We start from the raw sequence: 18,633 nt of genomic DNA on the forward strand, positions 1-18,633 counted from the left end.
TGGCCTGTCAGGTTCGGTACGTTGCAACAAATGTAGGAGCGAGCTTGCTCGCGATGCGCCGCGCGGGCGGCGCTCGATCTCACAGGCGCTGAAAATCGCCCGCCAGCCACCTGCCAGCCCGAACGTGCATTACCATGGCGATCCCATTACTTCACATGCCGGAGCCTTCCCATGAGCAACACCTCATTCCGCCAGCCCGTCATCGCTGACGCCGAGCGCTGCTACGCGATCGAAATCGGTGCCTACGAGGGCGACGAGGCGGCCACGCTGGAGAAGATCCGCACGCGTATCAGCCAATACCCCGAAGGCTTCCTGCTGCTCCAGGACCCCCACGGCATCGTCGGCTTCATCAACAGTGGCTGCGCCCACGAGGTGGTGATGTCCGACGAGGCCTTCAAGGAACTGGTCGGCCACGACCCGCAGGCGCCCAATGTGGTGATCATGTCGGTGGTGGTGGACCCGGCCCACCAGGGCAAGGGCTACGCCAAGCGGCTGATGCGGGAGTTCATCAGCCGCATGCAGGCGCTGGGCAAGCAGAGCATCCACCTGATGTGCAAGGAACAGCACGTCGAGCTGTACCGCAAGATGGGCTACCAGTATGTGCGGCCTTCGCCCTCGGACCACGGTGGCATGGCCTGGCATGAAATGGTCATGGCGCTCTGACGTAGCGGGTACTTGTGTCGAGGGCACGGCAACGCATCTAGTCACATTTGGTTACCAAGGAATGACAGACCGCTGACGGTGTGCCCCGTACTAGAGGGGGTTAAAGCATCCACTGCCATTCAACAGTCACAAAGCTGTAACACAGCTGCTGCAAAGTGTGCTGGCCATCACACGGAGCGCTTTTTCCATGATACGCCTGATGAAGTCTGCTGCACTTGCCGTTGCCGTCTCGCTTAGCGCCACCTCGGCCTTTGCCGCAGACAACGTTCGCCTGACCGGTTCCGGCGCGAGCTTCCCAGCACCGATCTACCTGACCTGGTTCAAGGACTTCAGCAAGAACACGGCTGGCGTCACCGTCGACTACCAGTCCAAGGGGAGCGGGGCAGGGGTTCAGGACTTCCTGAACAAAACCGTCGACTTCGCCGCCAGCGACTCGGCCATGAGCGAAGCAGACATGGCCAAGGTCGGCGAAGGCGTGCAGTTGCTGCCGATGACCGCCGGTGAAATCGTCCTGGCCTACAACCTGCCAGGCAACCCGAAAGGCCTGAAGCTGCCGCGCGATGTGTACTCCAACATCTTCCTCGGCAAGATCACCCAGTGGAACGACCCACAGATCGTCAAGGCCAACCCGGGCCTGAAGCTGCCTGAGCTGCCGATCACCGTGGTCGTGCGTGCCGACTCCAGCGGTACCAACGCTGTCTTCACCAAGCACCTGTCGGCCATCAACGCCGACTTCAAGAAAGACCTGGGTGAAGGCAACACCGTCAACTGGCCGGCCACCGACAAGTTCATCAAGTCGCCGAAGAACGATGGCGTGACCGCCACCGTTCGCCAGACCCCGGGCGCCATCGGCTACATCGAATACGGCTTCGCCAAACTGGCCAAGGTCGACTTCGCCGAGCTGGAAAACAAGGCCGGCCAGTACGTCGTGCCGAACGCCGAAAGCGGTGCCGAAGCACTGGCTGCGGTGAAGATGCCGGAAAACCTGATTGCTCACCTGCCAGACCCGGAAGGTGCCAAGTCCTACCCGATCACTTCCTACACCTGGATGATCTTCCGCAAGGACAACGGCAGCCCGGAAAAGGCCAAGGCCATGCGTGACATGGTCGAGTACGGCCTGACCCACGGCCAGAAGATCGCCGACTCGATGGGCTACATCCCGCTGCCGCCGTCGGTTGTCGATGAAGTGCGCAAAGCGTCGCAGAGCATCCAGTAATACCTTCAGGCGCTCCCGGCGTGGTGTGACCACCATGCCGGGGGTGTTTGCCCTTAGTCCCGGAATCAGCTAAATGAACACACCTTTTGCCATACCGGATAACCCAGACTCCGCGTGCCAGCCACCGTCAACCAAGGACTTCCTGGTCGATCGCACCTTCCGTGCCCTTGCACGTATCGGTGTGGTGCTGATTCTCGCGCTGGTTTTCGCGTTGGTATACGAAGTAGGACGCAAAGCACTTCCAGGAATGGAAAAGCACGGGTTTGACGTGCTGTTCGGCAGTGTGTGGGACGTCAACCAGGGCAAATACGGCATTTTGCCAGCCATTTGGGGCACGCTTTACAGCGCCCTGATCGCCTTGTTGATCGCCGGTTTCTTTGGCGTCAGCATGGCCATTTTCCTTACCCAGGATTTCTTGCCGGCGAGGCTCGCCGCGGTGTTTCGCACCATTGTCGAGCTGCTCGCCGCCATCCCCAGCGTCGTTTACGGCCTGTGGGGCATCTATGTCGTGATTCCGGCCATCCGGCCGTTGACCGCCTGGCTGAACAGCGAGCTGGGCTGGATCCCATTCTTCGGCACCTCCCTGAGTGGCCCCGGCCTGCTGCCGGCGGCGTTGGTGCTGGCGATCATGATCCTGCCGACCATTGCCGCGGTTTCCCAGGATGCGCTGACCAGCGTCCCGATGAAGACCAAGCAGGCTGCCTACGGCATGGGTACCACCCATTGGGAAGCCATCCTCAAAGTCATGGTGCCGTCGGCCGCCACCGGCATCTTCGGCTCGCTGGTGCTGGGCCTTGGCCGCGCACTGGGCGAAACCATGGCCCTGGCGATGCTGGTGGGTAACGCCAACACCATCACCCTTTCCCTGTTTGCCCCGGCCAACACGCTGGCAGCCTTGCTGGCGCTGAACTTCCCTGAGGCCGGGCCGAACGAGATCGAGGTGCTGATGTACGCAGCACTGGTGCTGATGTTCATCACCTTGCTGGTGAACGTGTTCGGTTCGATGATCATGCTCTACGCCCAGCGGGGTAACAAATAATGACTGACCTCACTGCAGCCACCGCCGCATTGCCCAGCCTGCAACGCCGCTTCGAAGGCCGTGCCCTGCGCAGCCTGGTGCTGACCTCCACGGTCTGGTGCGTGGCCCTGCTGGCCAGCGTGCCGCTGATTTCCGTGCTGTACATGCTGATCACCCGTGGCGGCGCGCGCCTGAGCCTGGAAGTGTTCACCGAGCTGCCACCCACCGGTTTCGAGATGGGCGGTGGTTTCGGTAACGCCCTGGCCGGTACCTTTGTCATGGTCGGCATCGCTGCCGCCATCGCGGTGCCGGTCGGCATCCTCGCGGCGGTGTTCCTCGCCGAACTCGGGCCTGAGAGCAAGCTGGCCAACGCCTCGCGCTTTGCCGCGAAGATGCTCACCGGCCTGCCGTCGATCCTCGCCGGTGTATTCGCCTACGCCCTGGTGGTGATGACCACCGGTAGCTACTCGGCCCCGGCCGGTGGCGTGGCGCTGGCGGTACTGATGCTGCCGATCGTCGTGCTGACCGCTGAAGAAGCCATGAAGATGGTGCCCAAGATCATGAAGGACGCCGCCTACGGCATGGGCTGCACCCGCGCCCAGGTGATCTGCAAGATCGTCCTGCCGACCGGCATGCCGGCCATCCTCACCGGCGTCATGCTGGCCGTGGCCCGCGCCGCAGGCGAAACCGCGCCGCTGCTGTTTACCGCGCTGTTCAGCAACTACTGGATCTACCACGACGGCAGCCTGGCCGTCATGAACCCCACGGCATCGCTTGCCGTACTGATCTACAACTTCTCCGGCATGCCGTTCGACAACCAGCTGGAGCTCGCCTGGGCGGCCTCGCTGGTGTTGGTGATGATCGTGCTGGTAGTCAACATTCTTAGCCGCATTTTCGGCAAGCCCAAGTACTGAGAAAGGGAGCATTCGACCGTGAACGTATCAACTGCACAGAGAGCCGCTCCCATGGTCAGCGAAGCGCCAATCGTCATGGACTGCAAGCTGGACAAGATTTTCTACGGCAACTTCATGGCCGTGCGTGACAGCCATGTACCGATCCGCAAGAACGAGATCACCGGTTTCATCGGCCCGTCTGGCTGCGGCAAGAGTACCGTGCTGCGCAGCCTCAACCGCATGAACGACCTGGTCAAAGGCTTCCGCTTCGAAGGCCATGTGCACTTCCTTGGCCAGGATGTCTACGGCAAGGGCGTGGACCCGGTGGTGGTGCGCCGCTACATCGGCATGGTGTTCCAGCAGCCTAACCCGTTCTCCATGAGTATCTTCGACAACGTCGCCTTCGGCCTGCGCCTGAACCGCTACAAGGGTGACATCGGCGACCGCGTCAAGCACGCCCTGCAAGGCGCCGCGCTGTGGGACGAGGTCAAGGACAAGCTCAAGGTCAGCGGCCTGTCGCTGTCCGGCGGCCAGCAGCAGCGCCTGTGCATCGCCCGTGCCATCGCCACCGAGCCGGAAGTGCTGCTGCTTGACGAGCCATGCTCGGCACTCGACCCGATCGCCACCCGGCGCGTGGAAGAGCTGATGGTCGAGCTGAAGAAGGACTACACCATCGCCCTGGTCACCCACAACATGCAGCAGGCGATCCGTGTGGCCGACACCACCGCGTTCTTCTCGGTCGACATCTCCCAGGGCACCCGTACCGGTTACCTGGTGGAGATGGGCCCGACCACGCAGATCTTCCAGAATCCGCGTGAGCAGCTGACCAGTGACTACATCAGCGGCAAGTTCAGCTGAAGAGATGACCAATGGATGCGACATGTCGTCTTGACCTGCCAGCGGTAGAGCGCGCACTGCGCGAAGTGCAGGGCCGCTTTGGCGAACTCAGCCAACACTTCACCGAACCGCGTGATCCGTTCACCGACGAGGTGCTGCTCAATGTGCTTGAAGGCTATGCCTTGATTGACGACTATGTCGCACGGGGTGTGGACCTGTTCGACCTGCAGCAGTTGAACCTGATGCTGGAGATCAACGCCACCGTGCTGTGCGGCAGCGACCCGGCGCGCCGCCGCGAGTTTGCGCCACACCTGGCGGCCACCGAGGCACGCTTTTTCAACAACGTGGAAGGCGGTATCAAGGATCTGTACAACTGGTATTGCTCTTACCGCAGCGAGTCCATCTGGAAACGCGCAGCCGGTGTCTATGTACGCATCCTCAGCAAGCCGCAGTTGTTCATCGAAGGGAACAATCGCACGGGGTCGCTCATTGTCAGCTATCTGCTGATGCGTGCCGGGCTGCCGCCGTTCGTGCTGACGCTGGACAACGCCGAGGGTTACTTCAACCCGTCCTCGGTCATTCGCAACTCCGCCAAGCATGGTGTGAAAGCTTTGTACGAATTGCCCAAGATCAAGAAAAAGTACGCGGCCTTCCTCGAAGCGAAGGCGCCTGAACCCGAAAAGTTCTTCCTGCGCGGCACCTGCGCGCCAGCCCGTCAGGGGAGCCGATGATGCAAAGGTATTCGATGCTGGAGCAGGGCAAGGCCGGTGGGCGACGTGCGTGGAATGCCATCGGGCGCAAATTCAGGCGCCCGCAGATGCGCATTTCCTTCGATATCGATGACACGCTCGCCTGTCTGCCGCACCACGCCGATGAAGAACAGAGCAAGCTGCCGGCGTTCGTCCATCGCTGGCTGGGCGAACCGCTGCGCAGTGGCACGCGCTCGCTGATCCGTGACCTGCGCCGCCAGGGCTGCAGCATCTGGATCTACACCTCGTCGGGCCGCACACCGGCCTATATCCGCCGTTGGCTGATGCTCTATGGCATTCATGTCGACGGTGTGGTCAACAGTGATCGCCACCAGCATGTGCTGTCGCAGCATGGGCTTGAGAATGCCCCCTCGAAGTACCCGCCGGCATTCGACATCGACTTGCATGTCGACGATTCCGAAGGGGTCGGGATCGAGGGCTTTGACCACGGGTTCCGCGTGGTGGTGGTCAACCCGGAAGATGACAGCTGGGCGCAGAAGGTGATGGATGCGGCGGAACAGGTGCAGGCTCAGCTGGCCTGGCAGCAACCGCAGCGGTTTCAGGTGCCGGTGCGTCGGCGTGAGCAAGCGCTGGCTTCCTGAGCGTCTGCTGCCCTGGGGCATTTGATAGCACCCTGTGGTCGCCTTGGAATGTGCAGCGCCTATGCGACCGAGCGCCGCCCGCGCGGCGCTCGATCTTTGATCAATGGTGCGCACTGTCCACGGCGATGCCTTCGCCAGACACTTCCATGTACTTGGCGCTGCGGTTGGCAATGGCGTAGTGAATCAACCCGCCAAGGCCCGCGCCGAAGAACCAGGAGAACTGCGACAGCGTCTCGAACGCCGGCACCAGCGCCAGCAGGATGGCGATCAGCGAAGCCGGGATGAACGCCGCCACGGCGCGCAGGTTGACCCCGCCGCGGTAGTGATAGGCACCCTCAGGGCTTTCGCTGTACAACTCGGGCAGGTTCACCCGGCCGCGGCGTACCAGGTAGTAGTCGGTGACCATGATCCCGTACAGCGGGCCGAGCAGGGCACCCAGGCCTCCGAGGAAGTACACGATCACCGACGGGCTGTTGTACAGGTGCCAGGGCAGGATCACCACCGCGATGGTGGCGCTGAGCAAGCCTGCGCGGCGGAAGTTCAGCACCTTCGGTGCCAGGTTGGTGAGCACGAAGGCCGGGGCGACGAAGTTGGCCATGATGTTCACTGCCACGGTGACGAGCAGGAAGGCCAGGCAGGCCAGCACCAGGCCGGCGGTGTTGGGAATGGCGGCGACGATTTCGCTGGGGCTTTGCACCAGCTTGCCGTCGATGCTGAATTGCGCACCGGCGAGCACCACGGCGATCAACGCGAAGCCGAGCATGTTCACCGGCAGGCCCCAGAAGTTGCCCACGCTGATGGTCCGTCGATCCGGGCAGTTACGCGTGAAGTCGCAGAAGTTGAGAATCATGGTGCCGTACAGCGACACCCACAGTGCGGCGGCACCGAGCACTTTCAACCACATGCCGGAGCCGGTCGGCGCGTTGCCGCTGGACCAGGCAATCGACAGCCCGCTGCGCCAGTACATCCAGCCTGCCAGGCCGCTGAAGGCGACCAGGATGATCGGCCCGGCGAGGGATTCGAAGCGGCGCACCATTTCCATGCCGTAGGCGAAGATCGCCACCTGCACGCACCAGATGCCAAGAAAAGTCACCCAGCCCAGGGTCGACAGGCCGAGGATCGAGTTCTGGTCGTAGGGCTTGAGGTCCGGCGCGATGGCGGTGAGCAATACGCGCAGGACCACCGAGGCGAGGTAGGTCTGGATGCCGAACCAGGCGATGGCTATCACCGCGCGGATCAGGGCCGGGATCTGCGCGCCATGGATGCCGAAGCTGATCCGGCACATGACCGGGTAGGGCAGGCCGGTCTTCTGCCCCATGTAGCCGGACAGGTTCATCAGGCCGTAGATCACCAGTGCACCGAGGGCGAAGGCAGTGAGGATCTGCGCGCCGCTCATGCCCAGGGCGAACAGGCCGATGGCGAAGGAGTAGTTGGCGATGTTGTGCACGTCGTTGGTCCACAGCGCAAACAGGCTGTAGCGCCCCCAGGTGCGATTGGCCGCACGGGTCGGCGCAAGGTCGCTACTGTACAGGCGTGGGCTCAACGGCGACTCACTGGAGCCGGCCGTTTCGGCGGGGCAATCGGCAAGCTGGCCAACATCGGAACGGGAAATCGACGCCATCGGGACTCCATGATGGTTGTGTACTTTTATTATTTGTATTTGTATACAAACAAGATTCGTACCAACCCATGGGCGTGCAGGAATTCACGGCGTCTGCGCTTTCTCCACGGTTTTTTGCGTTGTGGATTACGCTTTGAAGTGGGAAGTTTGTGCACATGTTTGTGCGCCGTTGTTACCCCCGCGCACCGCGATGATGCTCTGGGTGGCTTGCGCGGCATGTTGCGCATAAGCTGAGGCCAGGATGCCATGAGGAACCGTTCGATGTTGCATGCATTGCTCGCGCTGGGTCTGTTGCTTGCCGCCACCCTGGTCGAAGCGGCGCCGCTGCAGGTGCCCACCCCGGCTGCACTGAGGAGCCAGATCGATCACCTCAAGCCCGGCCAGTTTCTCTGGTACCCGCAGGTCTCACCGGCGGGGCCGGTGACTGTGGTGGTCAGCCTCACCGAGCAACGTGCCTACGTTTATCGCAATGGCATCGCCATCGGCGTCAGCACCGTGAGCAGCGGCAAGGCAGGGCGGGAAACCCCCACCGGGGTGTTCAGCATTCTGCAGAAGAAAGTCGAGTACAAATCCAGCCTCTACAACGACGCACCGATGCCTTATATGGAGCGGCTGACCTGGGACGGTATCGCCCTGCACGCGGGCCATCTGCCGGGTTACCCGGCTTCCCATGGTTGCGTACGCCTGCCGTTGGAGTTTGCCAAGAAGCTGTATGAGGCCACCGGCTTCAGTTCGACCACCGTCATCGTTTCCGATACCCACAGTGCACCGGTGGAGGTCTACCACCCTGGCGTGCTGGCGCCCACGGTCAACGCTGGCAAGGCCCAGGGGCCGCTGGTACTGAGTAACCAGCAGTTCTGGAACGACCCGGACCCGACGGCTGGACCGCTGTCGATCCTGGTCAGTCGCGCCGACCTGCGCGCCTACGTGTATCGCGGTGGCCAGCTGATCGGCTCGGCGCCTGCACTCTCGCTTGAAAACAGCAAGCATCGCAGTGGCATGGCGGTGTATTCGCTGCTGCAAAAACCCTCCGCCCTGGAGCTCGATGGTGCGCTACCCTTACGGTGGTCAGTGGTGGCCCTGAGCAACCCGGAGTACGGGGATACGCCCTATGAACAGCTGGGGCAACTGAACATCAACCCGGAGTTCCGCCAGCACCTGCGCGCGGCGATGGACGTCGGCACGATGCTGGTGATCACCGATTGGGCGTCGACCCGGGATACCCGCAGCGACGGAAAGTTCACGGTGATCAGCACCGAAGACGGTAAGAAACACAAGCCATTGGTCAAGAAATGATCGGCAATCCCGAAGAATTCAAGCAAAGTGGTGGCTTTTGGCCGCAAGCCAGCTGACTTTTTGCTGACAGGCCTTTACCGGGGTAACCATGTCGATGTTCCAACCCGTGCGGGGAGCCATTCGGCTCTCGGTGGCCAGTATTGGCCTGTTTTTCCTCTGCGCCTGGCAAGCCGCCCACGCACAGCCCCTGCCCAGCGCCGCCGAACTGCAGCAACTGGCGCCCAACGCCAACCTTTCCACCCTGAACTTGGCCCTTACCGCCTATGCGTGTGCCAGCCACAGCGATGGGGACAAGTTGCTGACGGTGATCGATTACTCCAAGGCCTCGCGTGACAAGCGCCTGTGGGTGTTCGACTTGCGTGCGCGCAAACTGTTGTTCGAGGAGTGGGTCGCCCACGGCAAGAACAGCGGCGCCGATGTGCCGACGACATTTTCCAACGCCCCCAACAGTTACCAATCCTCCCTCGGCTTGTATGAAACCGGCCAGACCTACAGCGGCAAGCACGGCCGCTCGCTGCGCCTGCAGGGGCTGGAACCGGGGTTCAACGACAACAGCATGTCGCGGGCGATTGTCATGCATGCCGCCGCCTATGCCGACCCCAAGGTCGTTCCCGGCCTCGGTCGCCTGGGGCGCAGCCAGGGCTGCCCGGCCGTTCGGCCGGCAATCGCTGGCAAGCTGATCGACACGCTGCAACGCGGCAGCTATGTGTTTGCCTACTACCCGCAGCAGGACTGGCTGAAGAAGTCGCGTTTTCTCAATGCCCAGAGTTGCCCGTTGGCGAACCAGTCGATCGCCAGCAAGTAACCCCGCTACAGGTGGCTTATGGATCCATAAATGTTCATAAGCCACTTTTTTATTGACTGATATCCGATTTTTGGTTGTTAATGGATCCACAAAAACAATCAATCGGAGAATCGGATGTTCCCGAAAAACGCCTGGTATGTCGCCTGCACCCCTGACGAGATCACCGAAAAGCCGCTGGGCCGGCAGATCTGCGGGGAAAAGATGGTGTTCTATCGCGGTCAGCAAAACCTGATCTGCGCCGTGGAGGATTTCTGCCCGCACCGCGGGGCACCGTTGTCCTTGGGCTATGTCGAGAACGGCAACCTCGTCTGTGGTTACCATGGCCTGGTCATGGGCGGCGACGGCAAGACCGTCGACATGCCTGGCCAGCGGGTACGGGGGTTCCCGTGCAACAAGGCCTATGCCACGGTCGAGCGCTATGGTTTCGTTTGGGTGTGGCCCGGCGAACAGGCACTGGCCGACCCCGCCAGCCTTTGCCATCTGCCGTGGGCAGAGAGTGACGAGTGGGCTTACGGCGGCGGGTTGTTCCACATCAATTGCGACTATCGCCTGATGATCGACAACCTCATGGACCTGACCCACGAAACCTACGTTCATGCCTCCAGCATCGGCCAGAAGGAAATCGACGAAGCGCCGCCAGTGACCACGGTCAACGGCGACGAGGTGGTCACTGCCCGCCACATGCAAAACATCATGGCGCCGCCGTTCTGGCGCATGGCGCTGCGTGGCAACCAGCTGCCCGACGACCAGCCGGTCGACCGCTGGCAGATCTGCCGTTTCACCCCGCCTAGCCATGTACTGATCGAAGTGGGCGTGGCACTCGCCGGCAAGGGCGGCTACCACGCGGCGGCCCAGGACAAAGCGTCGAGCATCGTGGTCGACTTCATCACCCCAGAGACCGAGACCTCCATCTGGTACTTCTGGGGCATGGCGCGCAACTTCAACCCTCAGGATCAGGCACTGACCGCCAGCATCCGCGAAGGGCAGGGGAAGATCTTCAGCGAAGACCTCGACATGCTTGAACAGCAACAGGCCAACCTGTTGGCGAACCCGCAGCGTCACTTGCTCAAGCTCAATATCGATGCCGGCGGTGTGCAGGCGCGGCGCGTGCTCGAGCGGCTGATCGCCCAGGAGCAGGCCAGCGTCGCTGTACCACTGATCGCAACCGCGCAGTAACCGTCCCTGTCGATGCCCAGCACGGCCATCCCGGTGGCCGTCCATGCAAGGTGAGCCATGATTGAAGTTGTCGTCACAGCCCGAACCCGTGAAGCCGAAGGTATCTGCAGCTACGAATTGAGCTGCGCCCAAGGCAAGCTGCTACCCGCATTCAGCGCCGGCGCGCACATTGATGTGCACTTGCCCGGCGGCCTGGTGCGCCAGTACTCCTTGTGCAATCACCCGCAGGAGCGCCACCGTTACCTGATCGGCGTGCTCAACGATGCCGCGTCGCGCGGCGGCTCCCGCTGCCTGCACGAGCAGGTTGAAGCGGGGCATCGCCTGCTGATCAGCGAGCCGCGCAATCTGTTCGCCCTGGCGCCCGGTGCCAGGCGCAGCCTGCTGTTTGCCGGCGGCATCGGTATCACCCCGATCCTGTGCATGGCGGAGCAACTGTGGCTGCAGGGTGATCACTTCGAGTTGCATTACTGCGCCCGCTCAAGCGAGCGCGCGGCGTTCCTTGAACGCCTGGCGGCGACACCGTTCGCCGGCCAGGTCCATCTGCATTTCGACGCGCTCCCGCAGACCCGGCTCGACCTGGCCCAGGTACTGGCAGTGCCTGGCGTGGAGGATCACCTGTACGTCTGCGGGCCGGGTGGGTTCATGCAACATGTGCTGGACAGTGCCCGCAGTCATGGCTGGCAGGACGCCCGGTTGCACCGCGAATACTTCGCCGCCGCGCCGGTCGACACTGCGGCTGACGGGGTATTTTCGGTCAGGCTCGGCAGCACCGGCCAGGTCTTCGAGATCCCGGCGGACAAGACCGTGGTCCAGGTACTGGAAAGCCATGGCGTGCCGATTGCGGTGTCGTGCGAGCAGGGCGTATGCGGAACCTGCCTGACCCGGGTGCTGGAAGGGGTGCCGGAGCATCGCGACCTGTACCTGACCGAGGATGAGCAGGCCGCCAACGACCAGTTCACCCCGTGCTGCTCACGGGCCAGGACGCCGATGCTGGTGCTGGACCTGTAGGTGCGCGCCTAGTTGCCTTTGGAAATCACCTGGACGCCACTTGCCGTGCTGGCCGCGCCGAACACTTCGGCATAGCGCAGCGTGGCATTGGCGTGTTCGCGCATGATGCTTTCGGCGCGCGCGCCCTGGCCGTTGCGCAGTGCATCGACCAGTGAGTGGTGCTGCATGTGGGCGAAATTGAAGCGCCGGTATTCGCTAGCCATGTCGTCGCGGTCAAAGGCCAGCGCCGATACCGAGGCGAACGGGCGATGGTCATTGCGTGCCAGTGCCTCGGCAATGGCCGGGTTGCCACTGCCGGCCACGATCACCTGGTGCAAGCGCACGTTGAGGTCGTGGTAGGCCGCCAGGTCCTGTTCGGTGATGTAGCCCTTGGCGAACAGGGCGTCGCCCTCATCCAGGCACTGCGCCAGTGTGGCCATGGCGTGCGCGTCCAGGCCACGTTCGGCGCACAGGCGCGCCGCCAGCCCTTCAAGGACGCCTCGCACCTCCACGGCGCCGGTGAGGTCGTCGACGCTCAGCGTACGCACCTGAAAGCCCTTGCCGCCATGGCGCACCAGCAGGCCTTCCTGTTCCAGGGTGCGGAACGCCATGCGCACCGGCATGCGGGACACGCCGAAACGTTCCGCGGTCGGGACTTCCATCAACCGTTCACCGCCGGCCAGTTCGCCGGAGGCGATCATCTTGCGCAGGGCGACCAGGATGGTCTGGCCGTGTTTGCTCATTGCACGCGACCTCAAAGAAGGGGCCGCCATGGTACCGCAAGCGGCACGGACGTTGCACCGAGCAGGTGGAGCTTGCGGTAATCTGTGCGCGGCATGGAACAGGCCCGCTAACAATAAGGTAAAGACGCTTGAAACTGCACCAACTCAAGGCGCTGGTCGCCATCCATAACGCCGGCAGCATCCTCGAAGCTTCCAAGCTCATGCACATCACCCAGCCTGCACTGAGCCGTTCGATCAAGGAACTGGAACGCGAGGTCGGTTTCACCCTGTTGCAGCGCTCACCCAAAGGCATGGTCCTGACCGAGGAAGGCAAGCGCGTCATCCGCCATGCCAACCTGGTGGTGGAAAGCATCCGTCGCCTGCAGATCGAAGCGGCCAGCATCCAGGATGCCGCGCTGGGTGCGGTGTCCATCGGGGTGACTTCGCTGACGGCGATGCTGGACGGGGTTGACGACAGCATCCTGGCCTTCCGGCGCAAATACCCGCGGGTGAAGATCACCATCACCGACCTGCGCCCGAGCCAGATTCTGCAGCGGCTGCGCGATGGCAGCCTGGATTTTGCCCTGACCTCGCAGCAACCGCTGAGCCGGCTGAACCTCGACTGGGAGGCGCTTGGCAGCATCAAGGGCCGGGTGATCTGCCATGCGTCGAATCAGCAGAAGTTCGCCAAGTCGCTGCGCACCTTGCAGTACGCCCCGTGGATCAGCCTGGATGAGCTCTCGGACCAGGCATCACAGTTTCACCAGCTGTTCGAGACCAACGGCCTGCGTGTCCCGCAGAACACCGTTGAGTGCACATCCGTGATGATGGCGCTCAAGCTGTTGAAGAACACCGAATCGTTGATGACCATCAGTGAGCTGGCGGTGGACCAGGGGTTTACCTTTGGCATTGATGGCGAGTTCCTGGCCGTGGCGGTGCAGGAGCTGATTCCGGATTACCCGGTCAACCTGGTCTGCATCGACCGCCACAGCCTTACCGCGCCGGCTCAGGAACTCTTTCACAGCTTGCGTGGGCAGGTGCTCAGGCAAACCCGCCCGGCGCCGTCAGAAGTGATAGTACATGCCTAGGGAGAGGTTGCTGGGGTCGTCGCCAACCTGGTCCAGCGGGGTGCCAGCGTAGGTGACCGAGGAGGCAGGCTGGTTGAAGATCTTGCCAACCCGCCCATAGACAGCCCAGCGCGGGTTGATGAAGTGATCGTAGCCGAGCATTACCCCTTGGGCGTTCTTGTCGCTCGCCGTGACCTGGCGCTGCATCACGGCCAGGCGCAGCACGTCCAGTTGGCCAACCGGTGCCATCACGCCGAAGGTATACAACGTGGTACTGGGTGTGCCGGGCTGGTCCACGTCCTGGTGTTGCCAGGTCAGGCTGGTGGCTAGCGGGCCGAAATCGTAGAACGTCGACAGGCTCTTGTAATGGTTGGCGGTCTGGCGCGAGCGGCCACCGTCGTCCCAAGGGTCGCTGTAATACAGGTTGTACGAGGCCAGCAGCATCAATTCACTGGTGCGGTATTGCAGGCGGGCGCCGCCACCGCGCACGGTACGCCCCTGGCTGGCGGCATCATCGAAGCCGAAGGTCACGGCGGTGCCGAGGGTGAAACCGTTCAGGGTCGGGCTGGTGTACGCCAGGGTGTGTTTCGGGCGCAGGTCGAGGTTGTAGGCACCCTTGCCAGCGGCAGGCAGGGCCAGGAAGGTGTAAGGCGAGCCATAAGTGGCCAGGAACGGGTCGGCGTAGGTCGGGGTGCCCATGCTGTAGGTCTTGCCGAACTCAAGCTTGCCCAGGGTTCGCGAGCGCAGGGCAAGCGTTGCCAGGCGCAGGCTACCGATCGTGGCCCAGGTACCCTCCAAGGCTTTGCCATTGACGTTGAAGCCTTCCTCGACATCGAGTTCCAGAACGGTATCGGTGCCAACCGCCTTCCTGGCATACAGCCCGAGCTTGTTGGTCCATGCGCCGCCACCGGCCAGACGAAAACCCGAATGGTGCTGCGAGTCGTGATAGCTGGTGAAGGCATCCACGGTGCCGTAGAGCTTGAGCTTGTCATCGAAACCGTTATCGACCCCGTAATAACCGAAACCTGGCGCAATCCGTCCCAAGGTCGGGAAGCCCTCGGCATGCGCCGGCACGGCAAGGCAAACACATTGAATCATCAACAGCATCGAGGTAGTGCGAGTGTTCATTCACGACTCCAGGCCAACTCACTGATGGGGTGGCCCGTAGCGTCGGTGAACAGATCGTTTCAGTGCGATTGCTTATTCGGCAACCCTATGCCGCCTGGTTAATCAGGCCCTGGCGCAGCGCGCGTCTGGGCGGCAACACCTGCTGCAGAGCGGCCGGGAACACCCGACACGCCAGCGTTGGGTGTGCGGATCGGTGCGCGTTAGCGGGGCAGCGGGCACCGGCACGGCAAACAGTGCGCCAGCTCAGGGCATATTGGCCGGCGCCTGCACGGGGCGATTAACCTGCGGTTACTTACATGCCCAAACTGCAAGTGTGTTGAGTGCCCGATTGGCTGATAGTCGTTGCACGCCGCGATTTGCCATCGGAGAAAACAATGACAACACCGCTACCCGTATCGACCGCCGTGCAGCCGGATGCGCATTGCGCCACGCAGGGGGTGCGTTCCTCGCGCAAGACCTTGATCGCCTGTTCGCTGGGCAATGCGCTGGAAATGTACGACTTCACCATCTACAGCTTCTTCGCCGTGCTGATCGGCAAGCATTTCTTCCCCTCCGAGTCGGCGACGGCGTCGTTGTTGATGTCGCTGGCCACCTTTGGTGTGGGTTTCCTGATGCGCCCGATCGGGGCGATGGTCATCGGCCGCTACGCCGACCGGCATGGGCGCAAGGCCGCCTTGAGCCTTACCATTGGCCTGATGACCCTGGGCACCGCGCTGATCGCCTTTGCACCCACCTATTCGCAGATTGGCATTTTCGCCACGCTGCTGCTGGTGGTCGGCCGGCTGATCCAGGGCATGTCGGCAGGCGGGGAGGTCGGGACTGCATCGGTGTTCCTCATGGAATCGAGTGCGGTGCGCAACCGTTGCCGGAACGTCAGCTGGCAGGCCGCCAGCCAGGGCTATGCTGCCTTGGTGGGCGCCGGCTTCGGCTTTGCGCTGCACCAGTTGCTCGACCCCGCAGCCCTGGAAAGCTGGGGATGGCGGGTACCCTTCATAGTCGGGCTGCTGATCGGCCCGGTCGGTTGGTACATTCGCACGCGCCTGCCAGAAACCCACGAGGCGGCGCCCGTGTCCCACGGTGGGCAAGGGCTCGATGCCGAACTGCTCAAGCGCATCGCCCTGGGCATCGGCCTGATGGCCAGTTCGACCATCGGCATGTACCTGTTGGTGTTCTACATGCCCACCTACCTCACCACCACCTTGCAGTATCCGCCTGGCAGCGCCATGGCGATCGCCTGCATCAGCAGCGGCTGCATGGCGGTCATCTGCCCGCTGGCGGGCAAATTTGCCGACAAGTACCAACTGCGCAAGCGCCTGCTGGCGTGGACGGTGGCCACGCCGGTGGTGCTGATCCTGCCAGTGTTCTACCTGCTCGGGCAGGTACGTGACATGGGCCTGGCCATGATGTGCGTCGCCGTGCTGATCCTGCCGACGTGCATCGGCGCGGGCGCGTTCTTCGCACTGATCATGGAGGGCTTCCCGAAAGCCCGCCGGTCCTTTGGCACCTCGGTCAGCTACAGCCTGGGCGTGACGCTCTTCGGCGGCTTCGCGCCGCTGGTGGCTACCTGGCTGATCGCCGCGCTGCAAACCCCGATGGCGCCGGCCTATTTCCTCTTGGGCGGTGGCGTTGTCAGCCTGGTCTGCCTCAACTATTTCCCTGAAAACAAAGGATGCGAGTGACATGGGTACGTTCCTGAACAACCCGCCTCGGTGCGAGGCCGCGGCGCTGGATGAGTTCGTCATGCTGCGCCGACAGATCCACGCCGCGCCGGAACTTGGCGGCGACACCCCCGACACGGCCGCATTGGTGGCCGACAAACTTAAGGCCTGGGGCTACGAAGTGCATCGCAACGTTGGCGGGCATGGTGTTGTAGGCGTGTTGAAGGTGGGCAACAGCCCGCGCAGCATCGGTTTGCGTGCAGACATGGACGCCTTGCCCATGACCGAGAAAAACCCCTTTGCCCATGCCAGCAAGATCCCCGGTCGCATGCATGCCTGTGGCCATGACGGGCATACCGCAATCCTGCTGGCAGCCGCTTCGCAACTGGCGGCCACGCGCAATTTCAATGGCACCTTGAATGTGATCTTCCAGCCGGATGAAGAAGGCCTGGCCGGGGCCAGGGCAATGCTCGACGACGGCCTGTTCGAGCGCTTTCCCTGTGATTCGGTGTATGCCCTGCACAACATGCCCGGCTTGCCGGTGGGCACCTGCGTGGTGCAGGCCGGGCCAACCATGGCGTCTTCGCAGCGCGTCAGCATTCGGGTCACCGGCAAGGGTGGCCACGGTGCGATGCCGGAACTTTCGGTCGACCCGGTGATGGCGCTGAACAGCCTGATCAGCGCCATCCAGACCATCAAGTCGCGCAACCTGAGCGTCGAGGAATACGCGGTCATCAGCATTGGCATGATCCAGGCCGGCACGGTCTACAACATCATCCCTGATGAGGCTTGCATGCTGCTGAGCGTGCGCACCGACACGGCCGCAACCCAGCAGAAAATCAACAGCCGCATTGACGCCCTGGTCAAAGGGCACGCTGAAAGCTTCGGTGTGCAGATCGAAGTGCAGTTCACCCAGTTGGCGCCGGCGCTGTGCAACAGCGACCAGGAGAGCGCATTGCTGCGTGAAAGCCTGAGGCCGTTGTTCGATGACGGTGCGCTGCTGGACAAGATGCCGAAAAAAGTCATGGGCACCGAAGACTTCGCCTACATGTTGCAGGCGCGGCCAGGCTGCTACTTCATGCTGGGTAACGGTACCGGCGAGTTCCATGGCTGCTCGGTGCATAACCCGCACTACGATTTCAACGATGCGCTGGTGAAGATAGGCGCTGAGTGCTGGGTGAAATGGGTCCAGGACTACCTGCGTTGACGTAGCGTCAGGCCGCGGGCTGTTGAAACAGCTCGCGGATCACGCCCCTGATCCAGCGATTGCCACCATCCTGATGATACCGCGCGTGCCAATGTTGCTTGACGGTAAAGCGCTCCACCGCAAACGGGCAGTCATGCAGCCTCAGCCCGTGCATGTCGGCAAGCGTCTGGCCGATGTGCCGCGGTAGCGTGGCGACCAGGTCGGTGGTGCCGACAATCATCCCCAAGCCGAGAAACCCGGGCAGCTCGAGCATGCTCCTGCGCTCGATCCCGGCCCGCGCCAGGCCTGTTTCGAGCAGCTTCTGCCCGGTCCCGGCACTGATCTGCACGTGCCCCTCGGCACGGTAGCGAGCCACGCTCATGCCATCGCCCAACCGCGGATGCTGTGCGCTGCTCAGGCAAACCCAGTCCTGTTCGAACAGCACCTGTTGATACATGCCCGCGCCAAGCCCGGGTACGAAGCCGATGGCCAGGTCTGCCTCACCCGATTCCAGCGCGCGCTCGGTATTGCCATCGATCCGCGCCGCTTCCAGGCGAATGCCCGGGGCATGGCTGCGCAAATGGTTGAGGATGCTGGGCAGCAAGGTGATATGGCTGGCATCGCTGACACACAGGCGAAAGCGCCGCTGTGCCGTGGCCGGCATGAACTGCGGTTCCCAGTCGCTCAGGCGGCGCAGCGACTCCAGCACTTCCCGGCACGGCCCTATCAGCTGGTCGGCCCGAGGGGTAGGGGCCATGCCACCCGGCGTGCGCACGAACAACGGGTCGTGCAACTGCTCGCGCAGGCGCGCCAGCCAAATGCTGATGGTCGGTTGGCTCTGGCCAAGCTGCTCGGCGGCGCGGGTCACGCTACGGCACTGGTAGAGCACCTCGAACAACTGCAACAGCTTGGGTTCCGGCAAGGGCTCCAGTGGGGTCATTATTGCGAATCTCAATAGTGCTATTGAGGCCATTGTATAGCCCAAATAACCCTCGCTGCATAAGGTAGT

The 18,633-nt window shown here is 62.6% G+C and carries 18 protein-coding genes; 14 read left to right on the forward strand and 4 right to left on the reverse strand.

The annotated features are described in order from the left end of the window. Positions 1 to 171 precede the first annotated feature (171 nt). The 7 genes from F6X59_RS02515 to F6X59_RS02545 all read left to right on the forward strand — a co-directional run bounded on the left by F6X59_RS02515 (position 172) and on the right by F6X59_RS02545 (position 5,978). Positions 172 to 663 (forward strand): GNAT family N-acetyltransferase, encoded by a 492-nt coding sequence (locus F6X59_RS02515; RefSeq protein WP_152954260.1) that lies wholly within the window; start codon positions 172 to 174, stop codon positions 661 to 663. A gap of 187 nt (positions 664 to 850) precedes the next feature. Beyond that, positions 851 to 1,879: a phosphate ABC transporter substrate-binding protein PstS gene (gene pstS, locus F6X59_RS02520; protein WP_152954261.1), complete on the forward strand. Its 1,029-nt coding sequence runs from the start codon at positions 851 to 853 to the stop codon at positions 1,877 to 1,879. Positions 1,880 to 1,952: 73 nt separating this feature from the next. Next, complete coding sequence (gene pstC / locus F6X59_RS02525) at positions 1,953 to 2,918, forward strand: phosphate ABC transporter permease subunit PstC (RefSeq protein ID WP_079228597.1); 966 nt, start codon at positions 1,953 to 1,955, stop codon at positions 2,916 to 2,918. After that, positions 2,918 to 3,811, forward strand: coding sequence for a phosphate ABC transporter permease PstA (pstA, locus tag F6X59_RS02530; protein WP_152954262.1), 894 nt, complete (start codon positions 2,918 to 2,920; stop codon positions 3,809 to 3,811). Before pstC ends, pstA begins: the two co-directional genes overlap by 1 nt. 51 nt (positions 3,812 to 3,862) lie before the next feature. Beyond that, entirely contained in the window at positions 3,863 to 4,648 is a 786-nt protein-coding gene (gene pstB, locus F6X59_RS02535; protein ID WP_027918791.1) for a phosphate ABC transporter ATP-binding protein PstB, read from the forward strand. Positions 4,649 to 4,659: 11 nt separating this feature from the next. Continuing rightward, on the forward strand, positions 4,660 to 5,358 hold the full coding sequence (locus tag F6X59_RS02540; protein ID WP_152954263.1) for a hypothetical protein: 699 nt from the start codon (positions 4,660 to 4,662) through the stop codon (positions 5,356 to 5,358). Next, a complete protein-coding gene (locus F6X59_RS02545) occupies positions 5,358 to 5,978 on the forward strand; it encodes a hypothetical protein (RefSeq protein WP_152954264.1) in 621 nt (206 codons plus the stop codon). The genes F6X59_RS02540 and F6X59_RS02545 overlap by 1 nt, the downstream gene beginning before the upstream one ends. 100 nt (positions 5,979 to 6,078) lie before the next feature. Here F6X59_RS02545 and F6X59_RS02550 read toward each other — a convergent pair whose 3' ends face one another. Continuing rightward, positions 6,079 to 7,599, reverse strand: coding sequence for an NCS1 family nucleobase:cation symporter-1 (locus F6X59_RS02550; protein WP_152954265.1), 1,521 nt, complete (start codon positions 7,597 to 7,599; stop codon positions 6,079 to 6,081). 261 nt (positions 7,600 to 7,860) lie between these two features. Here F6X59_RS02550 and F6X59_RS02555 point away from each other — a divergent pair, with 261 nt between their 5' ends. The 4 genes from F6X59_RS02555 to F6X59_RS02570 all read left to right on the forward strand — a co-directional run bounded on the left by F6X59_RS02555 (position 7,861) and on the right by F6X59_RS02570 (position 11,884). After that, positions 7,861 to 8,895, forward strand: coding sequence for a L,D-transpeptidase (locus F6X59_RS02555; protein WP_152954266.1), 1,035 nt, complete (start codon positions 7,861 to 7,863; stop codon positions 8,893 to 8,895). Positions 8,896 to 8,983: 88 nt separating this feature from the next. Beyond that, positions 8,984 to 9,700, forward strand: coding sequence for a murein L,D-transpeptidase catalytic domain family protein (locus F6X59_RS02560; protein ID WP_152954267.1), 717 nt, complete (start codon positions 8,984 to 8,986; stop codon positions 9,698 to 9,700). 114 nt (positions 9,701 to 9,814) lie between these two features. Next, positions 9,815 to 10,876, forward strand: a complete 1,062-nt coding sequence (locus tag F6X59_RS02565) for an aromatic ring-hydroxylating dioxygenase subunit alpha (protein WP_152954268.1) — start codon at positions 9,815 to 9,817, stop codon at positions 10,874 to 10,876. Between the two features lie 57 nt (positions 10,877 to 10,933). After that, positions 10,934 to 11,884, forward strand: a complete 951-nt coding sequence (locus tag F6X59_RS02570) for a PDR/VanB family oxidoreductase (RefSeq protein WP_152954269.1) — start codon at positions 10,934 to 10,936, stop codon at positions 11,882 to 11,884. A gap of 8 nt (positions 11,885 to 11,892) precedes the next feature. On the opposite strand, the gene F6X59_RS02575 is transcribed toward F6X59_RS02570, so the two are convergent. Next, complete coding sequence (locus tag F6X59_RS02575; RefSeq protein ID WP_103447785.1) at positions 11,893 to 12,606, reverse strand: GntR family transcriptional regulator; 714 nt, start codon at positions 12,604 to 12,606, stop codon at positions 11,893 to 11,895. Positions 12,607 to 12,734: 128 nt separating this feature from the next. On the opposite strand from F6X59_RS02575, the gene F6X59_RS02580 reads away from it, so the two are divergent. Then, positions 12,735 to 13,673, forward strand: coding sequence for a LysR family transcriptional regulator (locus F6X59_RS02580; RefSeq protein WP_152954270.1), 939 nt, complete (start codon positions 12,735 to 12,737; stop codon positions 13,671 to 13,673). Here the strand turns inward: F6X59_RS02580 and F6X59_RS02585 are convergent. After that, the gene (locus F6X59_RS02585) at positions 13,650 to 14,780 is read right to left on the reverse strand and encodes a porin (protein ID WP_152954271.1); all 1,131 of its coding nucleotides are present in this window, start codon (positions 14,778 to 14,780) and stop codon (positions 13,650 to 13,652) included. The genes F6X59_RS02580 and F6X59_RS02585 overlap by 24 nt on opposite strands. 374 nt (positions 14,781 to 15,154) lie before the next feature. Here F6X59_RS02585 and F6X59_RS02590 point away from each other — a divergent pair, with 374 nt between their 5' ends. Continuing rightward, positions 15,155 to 16,459 carry an MFS transporter gene (locus F6X59_RS02590; RefSeq protein ID WP_152954272.1) on the forward strand — a complete coding sequence of 435 codons (1,305 nt, stop codon included), beginning with the start codon at positions 15,155 to 15,157 and terminating at the stop codon, positions 16,457 to 16,459. Between the two features lies 1 nt (position 16,460). Then, a complete protein-coding gene (locus F6X59_RS02595; protein WP_152954273.1) occupies positions 16,461 to 17,645 on the forward strand; it encodes a M20 aminoacylase family protein in 1,185 nt (394 codons plus the stop codon). Positions 17,646 to 17,652: 7 nt separating this feature from the next. Here F6X59_RS02595 and F6X59_RS02600 read toward each other — a convergent pair whose 3' ends face one another. Further along, complete coding sequence (locus F6X59_RS02600; protein WP_152954274.1) at positions 17,653 to 18,564, reverse strand: LysR family transcriptional regulator; 912 nt, start codon at positions 18,562 to 18,564, stop codon at positions 17,653 to 17,655. Positions 18,565 to 18,633 lie beyond the last annotated feature (69 nt).

The sequence above is a fragment of the Pseudomonas sp. MN1F genome (assembly GCF_009391885.1).
GTDB lineage: Bacteria > Pseudomonadota > Gammaproteobacteria > Pseudomonadales > Pseudomonadaceae > Aquipseudomonas.